The organism is Streptomyces sp. NPDC058751 (assembly GCF_042746485.1).
Lineage (GTDB): Bacteria > Actinomycetota > Actinomycetes > Streptomycetales > Streptomycetaceae > Streptomyces.
Window position 1 is genome coordinate 212711 of record NZ_JBHYPZ010000001.1, and the last position, 19884, is coordinate 232594.

Below are 19884 nucleotides of genomic sequence, written 5' to 3' on the forward strand. Positions count from 1 at the left end.
TCCGGTGAGCCAGGCCCTGCCCGTCACCCCCCTGGACACCGCGGCCGCGGCCCTGCGGGGCGCCCTGCCGGTGCTGCCCGTCGTCGCCGTGATCGCGCTGCTCGGACTGCCGGTCGCGCCGGGCGGCGAGGGCGGCGCGAACGCCGCGGACGCCATGTCCGGCCTCGTGGTGCTCTGCTGCGCGGTCCGTCTCGTACGGGCCCGCCGACGCCCCCTGCCGGTGACCGCCGCCCTGGTCCTCGGGCTGCCCGTGGTCGGCATCTCGCTCTCGGCGGCCGGGGCGGCGGACCCGGGGGCGGGGTTCACCGGGCTCGCCCGCTATCTGCAGATCTTCGTGCTGGTGCCGGCCGCGGTCCTGCTGCTCGTCCGTGACCGGCGCGACCTCAGGCTGCTGGCCTGGTCGTTCGTCGCGCTGGCGCTGTGGCAGGGGGCGATCGGGGTGCGGCAGTACGTCACCGGGACGGGCGCCTCGTACCAGGGCGAGGACGTCCGGGCGGTCGGCACCTTCGGGGCGGGCGACGTGATGGGCATGGCGACGGTGGTCGCGTTCGGGGTGGTGTGCGCGGTGGGGCTGGCCCTGGGAGCGGGTGAGGCACGGCGGCGGTCGGCCGCCGTGGTGTGCGCGCTGGCCCTGCTGCCGCCGCTCGCCCTCTCGTTCAGCCGGGGGGCGTGGATCGCGACGGCCTTGGCCTGCGGCGCGCAGCTCGTGCTGGCGGGGCTGCGGCGCGCGGCGCGGACGGTCGCGGTGCTGGCCGCGGCCGGAGTGGTCCTGGTGGGCGGGCTGGGCGTCGGCAGCGCGATGCTCCAGGAGCGCGTCACCAGCATCACGCAGGTCACCGACGCGCCGGACCAGTCGGTGACCGACCGGTACACGATGTGGGCGGCGGCCACCGACATGTGGCGCGAGCACCCGCTGACGGGCGTCGGGCTGAAGGGCTTCCCCGAGTACCGGGACGGTCACGCCTCGCTCGCGCTGTCCTCGGGCAGCGACATCGCGGGCGCGGGTTCCGCCTATCACAAGCAGGCGCTGCTCTCTCCGCACAACATGTACCTCCTCGTGCTGAGCGAACAGGGCCTCGTCGGGCTGCTCGCCCTGGCGGGCGGCTGGCTCGTGCTGCTGGTGGGCGCGCTGCGCGGACTCGTCCGCGTACGCCGTGCCGCGCGGGACGCGGGCGGAGCCGGTCTCGCCGAGGGACCCGGCTCCGTGACGGGCCGCGTCCCGCGCGGCACGGACTGCGCGCTCGTCGCGTGCGGGCTGCTCGTCTGGCAGCTGGTCGACTTCCTGTACGCCGACATCGGCGGCCCCTCCACGGTCCTGACGGCCGTCGTCCTCGGCGTCGTCGGCTGGTGGGCCCTGATGGATCCGTCGGCGACGCCCGGCGCCGGGGCGTCGGCGCCGTCCCCCGCCGTACGGGAGGAGGCGGCGACGCGATGACGGTGACACCGCCCAGAACGGAGGAGGGGGACGGTCCGGGCACCGGCCCGGACTTCGGGACGGGCACGAGGACGGGCTCGGGGACCGGCGCGGGTGCGGGCTCGGACTCGGGTTCGGGCGTGAGCTCAGGCTCGGGTGCGGGCTCAGGAACGGGCTCGGATGCGGATGCGGGCTCACATGCGGGTGCCGGCTCGGATCCGGGCTCACATGCGGGTGCCGGCCCGGGAACGGGCTCGGGTGCGGGTGCGGGTGGTGGGGTGCGTGCCGGGTGGGTGCCCGGGGCCCGGGAGGGGGCGGGCCGGGGCGGGGCCGCCTCCGACCGGTTCCTAGCCAAGGCCGCTCTCGTCACCATCACCCTCTCGATCGCCGGAGCCCTGCTGGGCCTCGGCCGGGACCAGGCGCTGGCGCACCTGTTCGGGGCCGGGTCGGACACGGACGCGTTCCTCGTCGCCTGGACGGTGCCGGAGTTCGCGGCGACGCTGCTGATCGAGGACGGGCTGGCCTTCGTGCTGATCCCGGCGTTCGGCGTGGCCATGACCCGGCGCGCCCGGGGAGCCCCGGGCGATCCCGTGCGCGCGCTGGTCGCCGCCACCCTGCCCCGGCTGGCGCTCGCCTTCGCGACCGTCGGCGCCCTGCTGATCGCGGGCGCGCCGTACCTGGTCGAGGCGCTCGCGCCCGGCCTGCCCGATCCCCGGCTCGCGGTGGACTGCACCCGGCTCACCGCGACCTGCGTGTTCTCCTTCGGGCTCGCCGGGTACTGCAGCGCGGCCCTGCGGGCGCACCACCGGTTCGTCGCGCCGGCGGCGATCTACACGGCGTACAACGCCGGGATCATCGCGGTGATGTTCGTCCTCGGCACGCGCTACGGCGTACGGTCGGCCGCACTCGGTGTCGCGGTCGGCGGCGTGCTCATGGTGGCGGTGCAGGCACCGTCGCTGTGGCGGCGGCTCCGGCGCGGGGAACCGGCGTCCGGGGCCCCGGACGCCGAGCCGGCCCGCCCGATGGGCCTGGCCCTCGTCGGCACCGTCCTGCTCTTCGCGCTGTGCCGGCAGTCCCAGGTCCTCGTCGAACGCTTCCTGGCGTCCTCGCTGCCCGCCGGGGCCATCTCGCATCTGAACTACGCCCAGAAAGTGGCCCAGATGCCGATGGTGCTCTCGCTGATGCTCTGCACGGTCACCTTCCCGGTGGTCGCGCAGGCCATCGCCGAGGGCGACACCGAGCGGGCCCGCGCCCGGGTGGAACGCGATCTGACGCTCGTCGCCTGCACGGTGCTCCTCGGCACGGCCGCGGTCGTGGCGTGCGCCCCGCAGATCATCGAACTGCTCTTCCAGCGCGGCGCGTTCACCGCCCGGGACACGGCGGCGACGGCGGCGGTCATGCGGGTGTACGCCCTCGGACTGCTCGGCCACACCCTGGTCGGCGCGCTCGTGCGCTCGTACTTCTGCTCGGGGCGGCCGACCTGGTACCCGCTGTTCGCGATGACCGCCGGGATCGTGGCGACCTGCTGGGCCGGGGTCCTGGCCGTCGGCCCCTGGGGGATCCGCGGGATCGCCGCGGCCAACGCGGCCGGCATCACCCTCACCGCCGTGCTCCTGCTGTACGGCACGGGCCCGCGCAGCGTGCCGATCCGCACCCGCGAGGTGGTGGCCGAGATCGGCAAACCGCTGCGGGCCGCCCTGACCGCGGCCGTGACCGGTGCCCTGTGCGCGAGCGGGGTGGATTCCCCGCTGCTCGGACTCGTCGTCGGCTGCACGGTCGTGGTCACCGTCTTCGCCCTGCTGGCCTGGGCCTTCCGGGTCGAGGGGTTCGCCTCCGCACTCCGTTCCGTCACACGAAGGGTTTCCCGTGCCCGTTTCCGCTGACAGCAGCAGACGCACCGGTACGCGCTCCCCCGGCGCGCCGCCCTGGGTGGCGATGTACCACTCCGTCGGGGACTGTTCCGACGACCCGTACCACGTCACGGTCTCCCCCGGCCGTCTCGACCGGCAGCTCCGCTGGCTGGTCCGGCACGGTCTGCGCGGGGTGAGCGTCGCGGACCTGCTCGCGGCCCGCGCCCGCGGCCGGGGACAGGACCTGGTGGGCCTGACCTTCGACGACGGGTACGCCGACTTCGTCGAGACCGCCCTCCCCCTCCTGCGGCGCCACGGGTTCGGCGCCACCCTCTTCGTGCTGCCGGGCCGGCTCGACGGCGACAACGCCTGGGACCCGCTGGGCCCCCGCAAGCCGCTGCTGGGCAAGCAGGGCATCCGGCTGGCCGCCGCGTCCGAGGGCGTGGAGGTCGGCTCGCACGGACTCACCCACGTCGACCTGACGAAGGCCGACGACGCCGTGCTGCGCGCCGAGGTCGCCGAGAGCAGAGCGGTGCTCTCGGAACTGATCGGTGCTCACGTCGACGGCTTCTGCTATCCGTACGGGACCGTCGACCGCCGGGTCGTCGACGCCGTCCGCGACGCCGGGTACGGCTACGGCTGCGCGATCGACCCCGGCCGGCTGACCGGCCCGTACGCCCTCCCGCGTGTGCACATCGGCGAGAACGACACCTCCGCGCGCCTGTTCCTCAAGCACCGGCTGCACCGGCTGCGGCGGCGCCCGGTCGGGGCGGGCCGGTGAGGGCGCTGCACATCATCACCGGCCTCGGGATCGGCGGCGCCGAGCAGCAGCTGCGGCTGCTGCTGCGGCACCTGCCCGCCACCTGCGACGTCGTGACGCTCACCGACCCGGGCCCCGTCGCCGAGGGACTCGCCGCCGACGGTGTGCGCGTGGTGCACCTCGGCATGTCCGGCAACCGCGACCTCGCCGCGCTCCCCCGCCTGGTGAAGGTGATCCGCGCGGGCCGCTACGACCTCGTGCACACCCATCTCTACCGGGCCTGCGTGTACGGCAGGCTCGCCGCCCGGCTGGCCGGGGTGCGCGCGGTCGTGGCCACCGAGCACTCGCTCGGCGACTCGCAGATGGAGGGCCGCCGACTCGGGCCCGGCGTACGCGCCCTGTACCTGGCCACGGAGCGGCTCGGCCGCACCACGGTCGCCGTCTCGCCCACGGTCGCCGGACGGCTGCGCCGCTGGGGCGTGCCCGCGCCGCGCATCGAGATCGTGCCGAACGGTGTCGACGTCGCCCGCTTCCGCTTCGACCCTGATCTGCGCGAGCACACCCGCCGCCGGCTCGGGCTCCCCGAGGACGCGTACGTCATCGGCGGGGTCGGCCGGCTCGCGCCCGGCAAACGGTTCGACGTCCTGATCCGCGCGCTGGCCGAACTGCCCGGCGACTGCCGGCTGTTGCTGGTCGGCGGCGGCCGGCAGGAGAGCGCGCTGCGGCGCGCCGCGCACGACGCCGGGGTCGCGGACCGGGTCCTGTTCGCCGGCGAGCGCCCCTCCGGCGGCGCGCCCGGCGCCGACCTGCCGTCGCTGACGGGGGCCATGGACGTCCTCGCCTCGCCCAGCCCCGAGGAGGCGTTCGGGCTGGCCGTCGTGGAGGCGCTGGCGGCCGGACTGCCGGTGCTGTACGTCTCCTGCCCGGCCGTCGAGGACCTGCCGGACGGAGCGGCGGGCGGCGCCACCCGGGTCGAGGGCGGCGCGGACTCCTTCGTCCGCGCGCTGACCGCCGTACGGGCCGCGGGCCCCGCCCCCCGCTCGGCCCCGGAGGCGGCCCACCACTACTGCATCACCCGCAGCGCCGCACGGCTCATGGACGTGTACGCGGCCGCGGTCTCGCGCACCTGACTGGAGTGAGTCCCACATGTCCGAAAACCTCACCAGGGGCCACCGCCCCGCGGGTCCGGCCCTCTCCCGGGCGAGGACCCTGCCGGCGTGGTCGCTGCTCGCGGCCACGGCCGTGCTCGGCGGCGTGCTCGGCGGCGCGTACGGCGTGGTGAAGCCCCCGTCCTACACGGCCACCGGCTACGTCATCGCCGTGCCGACGGACAAGGGCGACCCCACGGCCGCGCTCGGCTTCGCCCAGGCCTACGGCCGGGTCGCCACCCAGCTCGCGGTGCTCGGGGACGCGCAGGTGTGGGCCGGTGTGCCGGTGAAGACGCTGGAGGCTAGCGTGCGGACGGCGACCTCCCCGGACGCCCCGATGGTCGCCGTCTCCGCCACCTCCTCACGGCCCGACCGCGCCGCCGACATGGCCAACGCGGTCACCCGCTCGCTGACCCGGCACGCCAACGCGAGCCAGAAGAGCACGCACGTCCAGCTCCTGTCGTTCTCCCGCGCGGTGAAACCGGCGTCGCCGTCCTCGCCGTCCCCGACGGTCACGGGCCTGGTCGGCGCGAGCGCGGGCGGACTGCTCGGCGCACTCGTGCTGCTGGTCCGCCCCCGGCGGCCGGCCGGCACGGTCCGCCCGGCCTCGGTGCCGAGCCCGGCCACGGCCGCCGATGTGCACGGCCAGCTGTGAGCGCGACGACGCTCCAGGCCGGTGCGCGCAGCACCACGAGAACCGAACTCGTCACCGGGGAGCGGGAGTTCGCCGAGCTGGCGACGGCCTGGGACCGCCTGTACCGCCGGTGCGGCGCCGCCACCGCCTTCCAGAGCCACGCCTGGCTGCACTCCTGGTGGCTGTCGTACGGGACGCCGGGGCGACTGCGTCTGGTGGTCGTGCGCGAGGGCGGTGAACTGCTCGCGGTCGCGCCCTTGATGCGGGCCCGCCGTCCGCTGCCGACGCTCGTGCCGCTCGGCGGTCCCATCTCCGACTACGCGGACGTGCTCCTCGACGACGAGCACACCGACCGCGTGGCGGCCCTGCTCGCCGAGGGGCTGTCGGCCGCGGCCCGCACCGCGCTGATCGACTTCCGCGAGGTCCGCCCCGGGGGCGCGGCGGAACGGGTCTACGAGCACTGGCGCGGGCCGCGCCGCCGGGTCGGGGACTCCCTGTGCCTGGAGCTTCCGGCCGCCTCGATGGACGAGCTGGTCGGCCGTCTCCCCTCGGCCAAGGCCCAGCGCGTCCGGGCCAAGCTGCGCAAGCTCACCGCGCTCGGGGTCGAGCGGCGGGTGGTGGGCCACGAGGAGGTGGACGCGGCCCTCGGGCGGCTGCTCGAACTGCACCGGCTGCAGTGGGAGGGCCGGAAGGTGACGTCCGAGCACCTCCATGAACGGTTCTCGGAGCACCTGGTCCGCTCGGTGGGCCCGATGGTGCGCTCCGGGGACGCGGTGGTCACCGAGTTCCGGCTCGACGGCACGGTGATGGCCGTGGACCTCACCCTGCTGTCCCGGCGCCTGGCGGGCGGCTATCTGTACGGGGCCCATCCGGGGCTGCGCGAACGCAAGGCGGACGTGGCGGTGATGCTGCTCGACGCCTGCTCCCGGCACACCGGCGGCGGTGAGCGAGGGACGCTGAGCCTGCTGCGCGGCGACGAACCGTACAAGCACCACTGGCGCCCGGACCGGGTCGTCAACCAGCGGCTCCTCCTCGCCCGCCGGCGTACGGCGCCGCTGATGTCGGCGGTCGTCTACGACGTCGCCGCGCGTCGGCGGGGCAAGGAACTGCTGCGGAGCTGGCGGGAACGCGGCGGGGCCTGACCGGCCGCGCCGCCACCCGGGGTTCACCAGCCGTCGGACGACCAGTAGCCCGGCCACCACCCGTCCGCCGACCAGTCGTCGGACGGCCGGTCCTCCGACGGCTGGTCGTCCGACGGCCGGTCGAGACGCACGCACAGTTTCCCGCCGAGCCAGTACTCCACCCAGTCACCGAGGTCCGGTGACAGACAGGCGGCCGGGTCCGGTGCGGCCTCCGGGACTGACTCGCGTGCCGGGGTCGGTGTGGGCGTGGGCGTGGGTGTCGGGGCGGCCGTCAGAGCCGGCGTCGGCGCGGCTGTCGGGGCCGGCGTGGAAACCGGCTCCGCGGCCGGGGTCTTGACCGGGACGGGCTCCGCGGCCGGGACCTCGGTCCGGGGCGGCGTCGGCGTCGAGGCGGGCTCGGGCGTCGGAGCCGGTGCGGGTGTGGAGGCCGGTGAGGTCGGCGTCGGAGCAGGGGACGGGGTGGAGGCCGCGGGGGTCGGCGCCGGTCCGGGCGGCGGGGCCGGGGTCGTCGCGGTGGACGCCGGATCGGTGACGTGGGACAGCGCGGCCCGGTAGGCCTCGGCCGCCAGCGGGTTGTCCTCGCACTGCCACACGCCGTGCGGGCAGTAGTCGGTGAGCGTGTTGTACAGCGGCTTGTGCTCGGCGATCCACGCGAGCATGTCCTTCATGTACGCCGCGTTGTCGCCGTTGCGGTAGAGGCCCCATTCGGGGTACGAGACGGCCTTGCCGTGGGCCCTGGCGAAGTCCACCTGCGCCTGGAGCCCGTACGGCTCCGTGACCTGTTCGCCGAACGAGAGGCCCGACGGCTGGTCGTACGAGTCCATTCCGATGATGTCGACCGTGTCGTCACCGGGATAGCACTCGGTCCAGGGAACGGCGTCCCGGCCGCGGTTCGGGGCGAAGTCGAACCGGAACCTCTGGCCCGGCACCGACCGCATGGCGGTGACGATCCGGTTCCAGTACTGCTTCCACGCCTCCGGGTCGGGACCGCAGCGATGGGTGTACGTGGTGCCGTTCATCTCCCAGCCGAGCACGATGACGGTGTCGGGCACCCCCAGCCGGACGAGCCGCTCCGCGAGCACGCGGAAGTGGTGGTCGAAGGCACCGGTCCGGGCCTCACCCAGCAGCCGGCGGACCTGGCCGTCGGAGAGGCCCTCCTCGTTGCGCTCCATCATCGGGACGTTCAGGACGAGCAGCCGGTCGTCCTGGCGGCGGCGCCAGTCCGCCCAGGCGTCCAGGAACCCGTGCGCGCCCTCGATGTTGCTCCAGAGGTCGCCGGGCAGATACGTGTGCCCGACCCGCAGTTCGGTACCGCCGAGCCACCGGCTGAGCTGCTCGATACGGGCGACGCCCTCGGGACCGTAGTGGAGGTAGGCGCCGAAGGTCGGCGGCGCGGGGGCGCCGTGGCGGACGGGCCCCGCCGGGTTCGCGGCGGCCGCACCGGACTTCGCGGGGAGTGCGGCGGCCGCTGTCGGCGGCCCGGTGGACGTCGGCGCCGGCACCGCGGCCGGGCTCCCGTCCGCGGCCGGAGCACCGCCGTCGGCCGAGGAGGTCACGGGCGGATTCGCCGCCGCGGGTGTCGGAGCCGGGGGATCGCCCACCCGCACCGCCCCGGCGCCCACGGCGTACACCGGACCGGACGCGAGGGCGACCGACGTGACGACGCCGACCGCGATGAACGCCAGTCTTCCGCTGCGGGGACGCCGCCGCTCTGGAGCCATGCCTGCTCCTCTCCCTCTTGATCCTCGGTTTTTTCCTTTCCGACTAGTGACACCCAGTCACACGTATGTCTGTTCAGCCAACCGGGGTTCCGGTCTCACGTTCTGACGATCACTCTCAGGGGTGACCCATCCGGTCACCGTGTCCGCGCCTCCACCCCGCTCGTCCCTCGCCGGCGCCACCGCGGTGTTGCGCCAGGTGGCCGCCCGGGTTTCCCGGACCGCCGTACTGGTCCCGTCGGATGACGCCGTCACCCTCGCGGCGGGCGGTCCGGGCGAGGAGTCGGCCGGGGGGCTCCGGGTGCCGGGCGCGCGAACGCGAGCGGCACCCGGAGCCGGGCGTCACGGGCGGGACTGGGCCCGGCTGCGCCGGTACAGCAGGGTGCCGCCGACCAGCAGGGCGGCGCTGATGCCGGCGTTGATGAGCACCCCTTCGCTGCCGGTCTCCGCCAGCGTGGGCGGGGTGTACTGCCGGGGCACCGTGGGCGGGGCGGGGGGCTGCTCGTGGACCTTCACGGGCGGCGTGTGGCGCGCCGGCGTCCGCGGAGGGGCCGCGGGCGGAGGGCAGTCGTCCGGGGTCCGCTGGTGTGCCTGCGGCGTGTGGTGGTGACCGCACGAGTTGCCGAACACGGGGTTCAGCAGGCCGATCACGTCCAGGGTGTTGCCGCAGAGCTCGACCGGGACGTCCACCGGCACCGCGACCAGGTCACCCGACAGGACACCGGGCGATCCGTGCGTCCCGCCGTACGACGAGGAACCGCTCCGGTCGTCGGCGTGGCGGGCACCCGGGTGACCGTTCCCCGGGCTCGTACGACCGGAGTGGCCGTAACCCGAGTCCCCGTAGCCGGAGTCCCCGTAGCCACCCCGCTCATCACCGTAGCCGCCCTGCCCACGGTGCTCATCACCGTAGCCACCCTGACCACGGTGCTCACCGCCGTGGCCGCCCTGACCGGCGTGCTCGCCGGAGGGACCGCCGTGACCACCGCGCTCGGCACCGCGGCCCGCGGTGTCACCGTCCGGCCGGCCGCCGTGGTCGGCGCCGCGTCCCAGGTGCTGCGCGGGGCCCGCGTCGTGCTGGGCGGGGTGGTGCGGCGCCGCGTGCCTGCCCTGCGAAACCGGGCCGTTGGCACAGGAGTTGCCGAACGCCGGGTTGAGGGCGGCGACGATGTCGACCGTGTTGCCGCAGATGTTCAGCGGCACGTTCACCGGAACCTGGACGTTGTTTCCCGACCCCACGCCGGGGGAGTTCGAAGCGGTCGCGGTCGCGTTGGAGTCCGCGAGGGCCGGACTGGCGTACAGGGACATGATGCCTGTCGCAGCCGCGGCCAGGACCACTCCCCTACTCAGGTTCTGTCGCACTCTTGTCTGTCTTCCTGCTGGGAGAAGTGAGGGAGCCGGCCCCGGGGTCCGCGAGGTGGTCCAAGGTCGGCCGTGGCACAGCCAGGGCGGCTGAAGTGCCGAAACGTCAGAGGTTGGCGCAGACGTTGCCGGCCGTCGGGTTCAGCAGGGCGATCACGTTGACCGAGTTGCCGCACACGTTGACGGGGATGTGGATCGGGATCTGGACCACGTTGCCCGAGAGGACACCGGGGGAGTGGGCGGCGACGCCCTCGGCACCCGAGTCCGCGAAGGCCGGGGCGGCCATGCCCAGGGCCATGATCGCGCCGATGGCCACGGAAGTGCTCTTCCTGAGCTTCACGTGCTTTCCCTTCTCTGCGGTCATGCCCCTTTGTCGGCCGAGACCGAGCGAGCGCGACTTGGGCGGCTCGCACCATGACCCGCAGGCTGTGAACGAGGGACGGAGCGCCGAAGAAACTGCGGAACGTACGCCCACGGGTAATTCACTCGAATCGCCCCGCCGGAAATCGACACGGAAGCTTCACGACAGGTGAAACACCGCCGAAGGAGAAGCGTTTCGTCCGGAGCGGGAATGCCGGCGCGACAGAAAAGGAATTCATATGTACGACGAGAACGCGCGTCGGGGCCCGACCGGACCGGGATGTCGTCCGGGACGTGTGCGGGAGCGGTTCGTCGCCCTTGGTCAGGGCGTTGCCGTACGTCTGCCCGGCACCGTTCCCGTTCACCGTGGTGACGCCGTCGTCATTGCCGATGGCCGGCGCCTGCGGGCTTCCGCCGCCGAGACTCCGACGGCGGAAGCCGCGACCGCCGCCACGGCCATTGCCTTCCTGGACGTTTCTCCGCGTTCCCTTTCCGCTCCGAATCGACGGAACCCCTGGCCCGGGAATTCGACCGTCACGCGTTCGCATGGGCCGTCGGGGTGAACCGCAGCAGCCGCGCGGCCCGCCGTCCGTGTCGCCGAGGGGCCGCGTCAGCGGATCGCGCAGTCGCCGGCGCAGACGTCGAGTTCGTCGGCCTGGCCGATCGCGGTGGCGAGCTCCGCGACGTCCTCGTCCTCGGTCACGTTCGCCAGGGAGCGGGCCCGCGAGGCGAGTTCGCCGAGGGGCGGGACGCCGGGCAGGGAGCTCCGGCGGGCGTCGCCCGCGCGCAGGTCGTCGGCGAAGTAGGCGGCCACGGCGGTGACCTGGAACGAGTACGGCGAGGTCCAGACGCCGTCGCGCAGGTCGCCGGTCTCCAGGCCGCCGGACTCCTCGTGCGGGGCGCGGGAGTCGGGGTCGAGCCAGCGGACGGTCGCGGTGGCCAGATGACCGGAGGCACCGGGGCGGGTGCGGACGGCGTAGAGGGCGGTGACCGTGTGGCCGGGGCCCACCTCCCCGCCGTCCACCCGGTCGTCGCGGAAGTCCTCGTCGGCGACCTTCCGGTCGTCGTAGCCGATCAGCCGGAACTGTTCGACCGTCCCGGGGTCGAAGGCGACCTGCGCCTTGGCGTCGCGTGCCGTGAGGTCGATGTTCCGCGGAAGCTCGTCGCAGAAGACGGTGAAGGCGTCGTCCCGGTCGGAGACGTACGTCGTGTGGCCGTCGCCCTTGTCGGCGAGGCGTTCCATGAGGGCGTCGCCGTAGTCGCTGCCGACGCCCACGCCGAAGAGGGTGATGCCGTGGTCGCGGCGGGCGGAGGAGATCCGTTCGAGGATGTCGTCCGCGTCCGTGTCGCCGGTGTTGGCGAGGGCGTCGGAGATCAGGACGACCCGGTTGGTGGCCCCCTCGCGCAGCCCGTCGACGGCGGTCGCGTACCCGGTCCGCACGCCCGCGCCGAGGTCGGTCGAGTCGGTCGGCTCCAGGCCGGCGATCGCCCGGTGGACGCGGGCGCGGTGGTCGCCGAGCCGGGTCATCGGCAGCACGGTCTCGGCCTCGTCGCTGAAGGTCACCAGGGCGACCGAGTCGTCGTCGCGCAGCCGGTCCGTCATCACGTCGAGGGACTCCCGGGCCAGGTCGAGGCGGCCCGGTTCCGCCATGGAACCCGAGATGTCGATGACGAAGGTGAGGGCGGCGGGCGGGCGTTCCCGCTCGCTCTCGGCGGGCCGGGTGGCGAGTCCGACCCGGACGAGGGACCAGCGTCCGTCGTTCGTCCGGGCGCCGTCGACGGACAGCGAGAAGCCGTTGCCGTCGGGGCGTTCGTAGTCCTGGCGGAAGCTGTTGACGAACTCCTCGGGGCGGACCGTCGAGGGGTCGGGGGCCCGGCCGCCCGCGAGGGTGCGGCGGGCGTAGCCGTACGAAGCGGTGTCGACGTCGAGGGCGAAGGTGGAGAGGTAGTCGGGCGACGGCGCGACCTCCGGGGCGTCCGACTGCTCGCCCTGCTCGTCGCGCTCGGCGGCGCCGCCGCTCGGCCGGTCGGGCGCCGGGAGCGGGAGGTTGTTGCGGCCGCCGGACTTGTCCGCGCCGTCCGAGGAGTTGCCGCCGCCGCTCGCGCCGCATCCGGTGAGCAGCAGCGCGCCCGCCAGCGGCAGGGCGAGCAGCGCGCCGACCGGCCCTCGCCGGATCCCCCTCCGCCTCCGCGCACCGCCGCGTGGGCGGCCCGCGTCGACCGCCGTCCCTGTGTGCTTCATCCCCATCTGTGCCCCCTCGGCGTACGGCCCCCGTGCGGGCCGACTTGTGTGACTGTGACGGCCGAGGGGGCCGTGACGTGCGCTCGGACCGGTTGCGGAAGGATTGCGAAGCGGCCACGGTGAGGGGTCGTCGAGACCGGTCGGTGATCTTCCGGATATCCAAGGCCTGTCTGACAATTCCTGTCCGCCCGGCCCTAGGACTCCGCCCGGCCCTAGGACACGATGTCCTTGCGCCGGAAACCCCGGAAGGCCAGGGCGAACAGGACGAGCGCGTAGGTCACGGAGATCGCCGCGCCCTGGATCATTCCTCCCCATTCCGGTGTCGGCTGGATGGCGTCGGCCCAGGCGAACTGCCAGTGGGCGGGCAGGAAGTCGCGCCAGTGGCCGAGCGCGGTGACCGCGTCCAGGACGTTGCCCACGATGGTCAGGCCGACCGCGCCACCGACCGCGCCGAGCGGGGCGTCCGTCTTCGTCGACAGCCAGAACGCGAGCCCGGCGGTGACCAGTTGGGACACGAAGACGTACGCGATCACCGCGAGCAGCCGCTGGGCGGCGGTGGACGCGGAGAGCGCGCCGCCGGTGGGGATCTCCAGGGGCCCCCAGCCGTAGGCGGCGGTGCCCACGGCGAGCGCGACGACCGGCAGCAGGACCATCGCCGCGAGGCTGAGGCCGAGCGCGACGGTGAGCTTGGACCACAGCAGCCGGGCTCTGGGCACGGGTGCCGCCAGCAGGTAGCGCAGGGAGGACCAGCTCGCCTCGGAGGCGACGGTGTCGCCGCAGAACAGCGCGACCGGGATCACCAGGAGGAAGCCCGCCGACACGAACAGGTTCACCGCGGCGAAGTTGGCGCCGGACGCGGTGGCCGTGTCCATCAGGGTGATCCGGTCGTTGCGTCCGCCGGGCTGTCCGCCGATCGCGAAGGCGACGAGCAGGACGAAGGGCAGGGCCGCGAGGACCGCCCCCATCACCAGGGTGCGGCGGCGCTTGAACTGGCGGGCGAGTTCGACGCGCAACGGCAGGGTGCGGCGCGCCCGGTACCCGTCGGCCGCCTCGGTCCGCTCCAGGAGCGTGCTCATGCGGATCCTCCGATCAGGGTGAGGAACGCGTCTTCCAGGCGGCGGTGGGGGCCCACCGACGCCACCGGTACTTCGAGGCGTACGAGTTCCACGACCAGGCGTTGTGCGCTGCCGCCGGTGTCGAGGCGGACCAGGAGTCCGCCCTCGGCCGCGACGGCCGACAGGACGCCGGGCAGTGCGCCCACCTTCTCCACGACCGGCGCGTCGACGGGTGTCGCGGTGCCGACGAGCAGGGTGTCGCCGGAGCCGACGATCTCGGAGACCGGGCCGGCCTGGACGAGTCTGCCGCGGTCCATGACGACGAGGTGGGTGCAGGACTGCTCGACCTCGGCGAGGAGATGGCTGGAGACGATGACCGTGCGGCCCGCGGCGGCGTAGCGGATCATCACCTGGCGCATCTCGCGGATCTGGGGCGGGTCGAGGCCGTTGGTGGGTTCGTCGAGGATCAGCAGGTCCGGGAGGCCGAGCATGGCCTGGGCGATGGCGAGGCGCTGGCGCATGCCCTGGGAGTAGGTGCGCACCGCGCGGGCGAGCGCTTCGCCCAGGCCGGCGATCTCCAGGGCCTCCTCCATGTGGGCGTCCTCGGGAGGACGGCCAGTGGCCCGCCAGTACAGCTCCAGGTTCTCGCGGCCGGACAGGTGCGGGAGGAAGCCCGCGCCCTCGACGAAGGCTCCGACGCGGGAGAGGACGGGCGCGCCGGGGCGGACCGCGTGCCCGAAGACGTGGATCTCGCCGTCGTCGGGCTTGATGAGGCCCATGAGCATGCGCAGGGTGGTGGTCTTGCCGGCGCCGTTCGGCCCGAGCAGGCCGAGGACCTGGCCCTTCTCCACGCGGAACGAGAGCTCCCGTACCGCGTACCGGTCGGTGGACCCGGCGTAGCGCTTGCTCAGGCCGGTGATCTGGAGCGGGACGTCGGCGAGTGCGGGGTCGGGTGCCGGGGTGCTCGTGCGGCGGCGGCCGGTCACCAGCAGTGCGACGGCGGCGAGGACGGCGGCGAGCGGCAGCCACCACACCCAGGAGGGCAGCGGCGCGGCGGCGGTCTTCACCGCGGGGGCCGTGGGCACCTGGAGGCCGCCGCTCGTGAGCGACACGGTGTACGTGGCCGGGGCCGCCGGGGAGGCGTAGCCGAGGTCGGTCGAGGCGAGGACCAGGCGCAGCCGGTGGCCCTTCTGGACGGCGTGGTCGATGGCGGGAAGGGCCAGGGACACGTCCTTGCCGTTCTTCGCGCCCTCGACGCGGACGGGGGTGACGAGCTGGGAGGGCAGGACCTGCCGGGTGCCGCCGGGGCCGACGTCGTACACCTTGCCGAAGAGGACCGCTTCGTCGGTGCTGGACTCGACGTGCACGGTGACGGTCGGCGAGCCGGTGATCCGCAGGTCGTCCCGGAAGGGCGCGGACTCGAAGCGGGCGTACTGGCCGGGGAAGTCGAGGGAGACGCCGACGCCGAGGCTCGAGAGCTGGGCGAGGCCGCCGGAGCCGCCGAGTCCGGGCAGGGCCGAGATGGCGGGCGGGCTGGAGCCGGCCGGGTTCTGGAAGCGCTGCTCGCGGCCGGTCAGGGCGATGGTGCGGCGGCCGCTGTCCAGTCCGGGGTAGGTGTCCGAGCTCGCGCCGCGCAGCGTGGCGGCGCCGTCGGTGGAGTCGACGCCTCCGGTGCGGGTGACGCGGAAGGCGGGGCCGGTGTCGGCGCTCTTGTCGTCCTTCAGGTAGCGGTCGAACCAGGAGACGACGCGGGAGGTGACGCGCTCCGTCTCCATGTCGCCGCCGTCGTGTCCGCCGGCGATCCAGTCGACGTCGACGGGAGCGCCGTTCGCCTTGATCGCCCGGGCCGTCGCGTCGGCCTGGCCGAGCGGGAAGAGGGAGTCGGACTGGCCCTGGGTGATGAGGGTGGGGACCTTGATGCGGTCGCCGACGGCGGAGGGGCTGCGTTCCCGGAGGAGTTCCGTCGCCGCCGCGTCGGGCTTCCCGGACTCCGCGACCCGGTTGTACATGGCGCACAGCTCGGGCTCGAAGCGGGCGCAGCCGCCGCCGGAGTTGATGAAGATCCCCGCCCAGAGCTTCTTGAAGACGCCGTTCGGGAACAGGGCGTCCGCGAGGTTCCAGTACGTGATCGAGGGGGCGACGGCGTCGACGCGCGGGTCGTTCGCGGCGGCGAGCAGGGAGATCGCCCCGCCGTACGAGGCGCCCGCCACACCGACGCGCGGGTCGCCGCCCTTGTCGAGCCGGACCTCGGGGCGCCGGGCGAGCCAGTCGAGGAGCCGGGAGACGTCGGCGACCTCGCCCTCGGGGGCGTTCAGTCCGATCCGTCCGGTGGACCTGCCGAAGCCGCGCGCCGACCAGGTCAGGACCGCGTATCCGTCGCGGGCGAGTTCCTCCGCCTCGTCGCGGACGTCCGCCTTGCTGCCGCCGAAGCCGTGCGCGAGGAGGACGGCGGGGCGGCGGTGCGAGGAGGGGCCCTCGGTGAAGTACGAGGTGTCGAGGCGCACTCCACCACTCATGGCCATGACGCGGTCGCTGCGGTGGACGGCGGGCGCGTCGTCGTCGGCGACGGCCGTCCAGGTGCCCGCGCCGGCGAGTACCACGAGGGCCGCGGCGGCGGCCGCCAGTCTCCCGCGGGCCCGCGCCGTCGTGCGAGCGGCGAGAGGCCCCCGGCGCGGCCCGCGCGGCCGGGGCAGTCGAAGATCCATGGCTCAACGGTACGGGTGCCCGCCGACGACGGGAGCAGCCGCCGGGCTGAACCGGCACCCCTCCCACGGGAGTACGGCGGGGGTCGTGCGTACCGCGTCCGCGGTACGCCCCGTGGAACGGCTCCGCCGCCGTCGGGGAGCGGTCGCGGGACCGTTCCCCTGCGGCGGCGGAGCAGGCGGGGGAAACCCGCCGGGCCGGACGCGGCGGTTACGCCTGCGCGTCCTCCGGGATCGACACCAGCCAGCGGGTGTCGCGGCGCGGGCGCAGGTAGAAGGCCCAGTACAGGGTGGCGACGGCGGTGATGCCGCCGGTCCACAGCAGGTACTCGGTCTCCTGCTGGGTGAGGACGTAGGCGAGGACGACGATCAGCAGGACCGGCACCGCGGGCCACAGCGGCATCCGCCAGGCGGCGGTGTGGCGGTGGTGGCCGCGCCGGGCGAGCAGGGCGGCGACCGCGACGAGCAGGTACATGGCCGTCACCGAGACGCCCGTGACGCCGTAGAGGGTGTCGAGGTTGACGAAGCAGAGGCCGGCGCCGGGGACGCCCACCAGGAGGGTGGCGACCCAGGGGGAGCCGAACCGGCCGAGCCTGGACAGGCCGTTGTTGACCGGCTCGGGCCACGCCTTGTCGCGGGCCGAGGCGAACAGGACGCGCGAGTTCTGGATGACCATGACGATGCCCGCGTTGATGATCGCGAGGGCGACGCAGAGGCTGACGAAGGTGCCGACGGCCGAGTTGGACCAGGCGGTGACCATGCTGCTGATGTCGCCGCCGGTGAGCTCCGCGATGTCGGAGGCGCCCATGGTGATGGCGACGACCGGGACCAGGATGACGACCGTGGAGATGGCGAGGGTCGCGAGGACCGTGCGGGCGACGTTGCGGCGCGGGTTCTCCAGTTCCTCGGAGAGGTAGACGGCGGTCGAGAAGCCCTGGGTGGCGAAGAGGGCGATGGCGAGCCCGGAGATGACGAGCATGGCCGTCACGGGGTCGGTGTGTCCTTCGGCGCCGGCGACCTGCATCGAGGTGAGGCTGCCGAGGCCGCGGTGGGCGTGGGTGAAGCCGAGCAGGGCCACGACACCGGCGGCGACGACTTCGAGGACCAGGAAGATGCCGGTGATCCAGGCGTTGGCGCGCAGGTCGAGCAGGCCCGCGAGAGTGGCGAGCAGCATCACGCCGGCACCGGTCATCGCGGGGTCGAGGTGCACGATCGGCGCGAGGTAGTCGGCGGTGCCCATGGCGATCACGGGCGGGACGATCATGACCACCAGCAGGGACATCACGAAGACCAGCCAGCCCGCGAGCCGTCCGGCCATCGTCGAGACCATGGCGTACTCGCCGCCCGCGCTGGGGATGAGGGTGCCCAGCTCGGAGTAGCAGAACGCCACGGCGACGCAGAGCAGCGAGCCGATCGCGATCGTGAGGGCGGTCGCGGTGCCGAGCGAGCCGAAGAGGTCGGGTATGACCACGAACAGCGTCGAGGCCGGGGTCACGCAGGACAGCGTCAGCAGGGTGCCGCCGACGACGCCGATGGAACGCTTGAGTGTCTTGGGGTTCCCGGTCTCCGTCGGGGCCGCGTCCAGGACGGCGGTCTCGACGGGGCGGAGCGTGTCGGTCATGAAGCGGTTCCGATCGACTCGTGCGTCAGGTGTTCGAGCGGGAGCGATATCGCCTCCGGCGGCTCGTGTCGTTCTTCGTTCTCGTCCGCTCCCGCGCCGATGGAACCTTGACGGAAACCGTGGCGTCAATAGCCGTTTACCTACGGAATCCGCAAGACCGGAGCGACGCACTTCACATTGATTTCCCAGGATACAAAGCCTTCATGTCGCAATCATCAAGATCTTGCCGGTAATGACCTTGCTTTCAAAGGTCAATAAATCCAGGCACCTGCGTCACCCGGTTGATCCCCATGAACGGGAATCGTTGCGGGAGCATCAAAAAAACGTCGAGCCGTCCGCTATGCGGACGGCTCGACGGGGTCGTGCGGGCGGGTCTCAGTGGTTGCGCGGGAAGCCCAGGTCGACGCCCGCGGGCGCCTCCGAGGGGTCCGGCCAGCGGGTGGTGACGACCTTGCCGCGGGTGTAGAAGTGCGTGCCGTCGTTGCCGTAGATGTGGTGGTCCCCGAACAGGGAGTCCTTCCAGCCGCCGAAGGAGTGGTAGCCGACCGGCACCGGGATCGGCACGTTCACGCCGACCATGCCCGCCTCGATCTCCAGCTGGAAGCGGCGGGCGGCGCCGCCGTCCCGGGTGAAGATCGCGGTGCCGTTGCCGAAGGGGGAGGCGTTGATCAGCGCCACGCCCTCGTCGTAGGTGTCCACGCGCAGCACGCACAGCACCGGGCCGAAGATCTCGTCCTTGTACGCGTCCGCCGTCACCGGCACCCGGTCCAGGAGCGAGAGGCCGATCCAGTGGCCGTCCTCGTAGCCCTCGACCGTGTAGCCCGTGCCGTCGAGGACGACCTCGCAGCCCTGGTCGGCGGCGCCCTTCACGTAGGAGGCCACCTTGTCGCGGTGGACGGCCGTGATGAGCGGGCCCATCTCGGAGGCCGGGTCGGTGCCGGGACCGATCTTGATCTTCTCGGCGCGCTCGCGGATCTTCGCCACCAGCTCGTCGCCGACGGAGCCGACCGCCACCACCGCGGAGATCGCCATGCAGCGCTCGCCGGCCGAGCCGTACGCGGCCGAGACGGCGGCGTCGGCCGCGGCGTCCAGGTCGGCGTCCGGCAGCACCAGCATGTGGTTCTTGGCACCGCCGAGCGCCTGGACCCGCTTGTGGTTCGCGGCGGCGGTGGTGTGGATGTAGCGGGCGATCGGCGTCGAACCCACGAAGGACACCGCGGCGACGTCCGGGTGCTCCAGGAGCCGGTCGACGGCCACCTTGTCACCGTGCACGACGTTGAAGACACCGTCGGGCAGGCCCGCCTCGGCCAGCAGCTCGGCGAGCTTCATCGCGGCCGACGGGTCCTTCTCCGAGGGCTTGAGGACGAAGGTGTTGCCGCAGGCGATGGCGATCGGGAACATCCACATCGGGACCATCGCCGGGAAGTTGAACGGCGTGATGCCCGCGACGACGCCCAGCGGCTGGCGGATCGAGGACACGTCGACCCGGGAGGCCACCTCGGTCGACAGCTCGCCCTTGAGCTGCGTGGTGATCCCGCAGGCCAGCTCGACGATCTCCAGACCGCGCGCGACCTCGCCGAGCGCGTCCGAGTGCACCTTGCCGTGCTCGGCGGTGATCAGCGCGGCGATCTCGTCCCGGTGGGCGTCGAGCAGCGCGCGGAACTTGAAGAGGACCGCGGTCCGCCTGGCCAGCGACGAGGTCCCCCAGGTGGCGTACGCGTCCTTCGCGGCGGCGACCGCGGCGTCGACCTCCTCGACGCTCGCGAACGCGACCCTGCTGGTCACGGCGCCGGTCGCCGGGTCGGTGACCGGCCCGTACGCACCCGACGCCCCCTCGACGGACTTGCCACCGATCCAGTGGTCGACGGTCTTCGTCATG

At 73.6% G+C, this 19884-nt stretch carries 14 protein-coding genes; 6 read left to right on the forward strand and 8 right to left on the reverse strand.

The window, feature by feature from the left end:
* The first annotated feature begins 4 nt into the window (after positions 1-4).
* From ACFW6B_RS00925 to ACFW6B_RS00950, 6 genes are read left to right on the forward strand one after another with little or no spacing between them, the layout of a single operon-like run.
* On the forward strand, positions 5-1435 hold the full coding sequence (locus tag ACFW6B_RS00925; protein ID WP_386591128.1) for an O-antigen ligase family protein: 1431 nt from the start codon (positions 5-7) through the stop codon (positions 1433-1435).
* Positions 1432-3297: a murein biosynthesis integral membrane protein MurJ gene (gene murJ / locus ACFW6B_RS00930; RefSeq protein WP_386591129.1), complete on the forward strand. Its 1866-nt coding sequence runs from the start codon at positions 1432-1434 to the stop codon at positions 3295-3297. The genes ACFW6B_RS00925 and murJ overlap by 4 nt, the downstream gene beginning before the upstream one ends.
* Before the next feature lie 52 nt (positions 3298-3349).
* Positions 3350-4045: a polysaccharide deacetylase family protein gene (locus tag ACFW6B_RS00935; RefSeq protein WP_386591374.1), complete on the forward strand. Its 696-nt coding sequence runs from the start codon at positions 3350-3352 to the stop codon at positions 4043-4045.
* On the forward strand, positions 4042-5154 hold the full coding sequence (locus ACFW6B_RS00940) for a glycosyltransferase (RefSeq protein ID WP_386591130.1): 1113 nt from the start codon (positions 4042-4044) through the stop codon (positions 5152-5154). The genes ACFW6B_RS00935 and ACFW6B_RS00940 overlap by 4 nt, the downstream gene beginning before the upstream one ends.
* Before the next feature lie 16 nt (positions 5155-5170).
* Complete coding sequence (locus tag ACFW6B_RS00945) at positions 5171-5827, forward strand: lipopolysaccharide biosynthesis protein (protein WP_386591131.1); 657 nt, start codon at positions 5171-5173, stop codon at positions 5825-5827.
* Positions 5824-6948, forward strand: coding sequence for a GNAT family N-acetyltransferase (locus tag ACFW6B_RS00950; RefSeq protein ID WP_386591132.1), 1125 nt, complete (start codon positions 5824-5826; stop codon positions 6946-6948). Before ACFW6B_RS00945 ends, ACFW6B_RS00950 begins: the two co-directional genes overlap by 4 nt.
* Before the next feature lie 23 nt (positions 6949-6971).
* Here ACFW6B_RS00950 and ACFW6B_RS00955 read toward each other — a convergent pair whose 3' ends face one another.
* The 8 genes from ACFW6B_RS00955 to mmsA all read right to left on the reverse strand — a co-directional run bounded on the left by ACFW6B_RS00955 (position 6972) and on the right by mmsA (position 19883).
* Entirely contained in the window at positions 6972-8669 is a 1698-nt protein-coding gene (locus ACFW6B_RS00955; protein ID WP_386591133.1) for a glycoside hydrolase family 26 protein, read from the reverse strand.
* A gap of 339 nt (positions 8670-9008) precedes the next feature.
* Entirely contained in the window at positions 9009-10025 is a 1017-nt protein-coding gene (locus tag ACFW6B_RS00960) for a chaplin (RefSeq protein WP_386591134.1), read from the reverse strand.
* A gap of 106 nt (positions 10026-10131) precedes the next feature.
* Positions 10132-10389 carry a chaplin gene (locus ACFW6B_RS00965; protein ID WP_386591135.1) on the reverse strand — a complete coding sequence of 86 codons (258 nt, stop codon included), beginning with the start codon at positions 10387-10389 and terminating at the stop codon, positions 10132-10134.
* 606 nt (positions 10390-10995) lie between these two features.
* A complete protein-coding gene (locus ACFW6B_RS00970) occupies positions 10996-12633 on the reverse strand; it encodes a von Willebrand factor type A domain-containing protein (RefSeq protein WP_386591136.1) in 1638 nt (545 codons plus the stop codon).
* Between the two features lie 206 nt (positions 12634-12839).
* Positions 12840-13703 carry an ABC transporter permease gene (locus ACFW6B_RS00975; RefSeq protein ID WP_386591137.1) on the reverse strand — a complete coding sequence of 288 codons (864 nt, stop codon included), beginning with the start codon at positions 13701-13703 and terminating at the stop codon, positions 12840-12842.
* Positions 13700-16387 carry an alpha/beta fold hydrolase gene (locus ACFW6B_RS00980; RefSeq protein WP_386591138.1) on the reverse strand — a complete coding sequence of 896 codons (2688 nt, stop codon included), beginning with the start codon at positions 16385-16387 and terminating at the stop codon, positions 13700-13702. The genes ACFW6B_RS00975 and ACFW6B_RS00980 overlap by 4 nt, the downstream gene beginning before the upstream one ends.
* Positions 16388-16595: 208 nt before the next feature.
* Positions 16596-18005 (reverse strand): APC family permease, encoded by a 1410-nt coding sequence (locus ACFW6B_RS00985; RefSeq protein WP_386591139.1) that lies wholly within the window; start codon positions 18003-18005, stop codon positions 16596-16598.
* A gap of 375 nt (positions 18006-18380) precedes the next feature.
* The gene (gene mmsA / locus ACFW6B_RS00990; RefSeq protein ID WP_386591140.1) at positions 18381-19883 is read right to left on the reverse strand and encodes a CoA-acylating methylmalonate-semialdehyde dehydrogenase; all 1503 of its coding nucleotides are present in this window, start codon (positions 19881-19883) and stop codon (positions 18381-18383) included.
* Between the last annotated feature and the right edge of the window lies 1 nt (position 19884).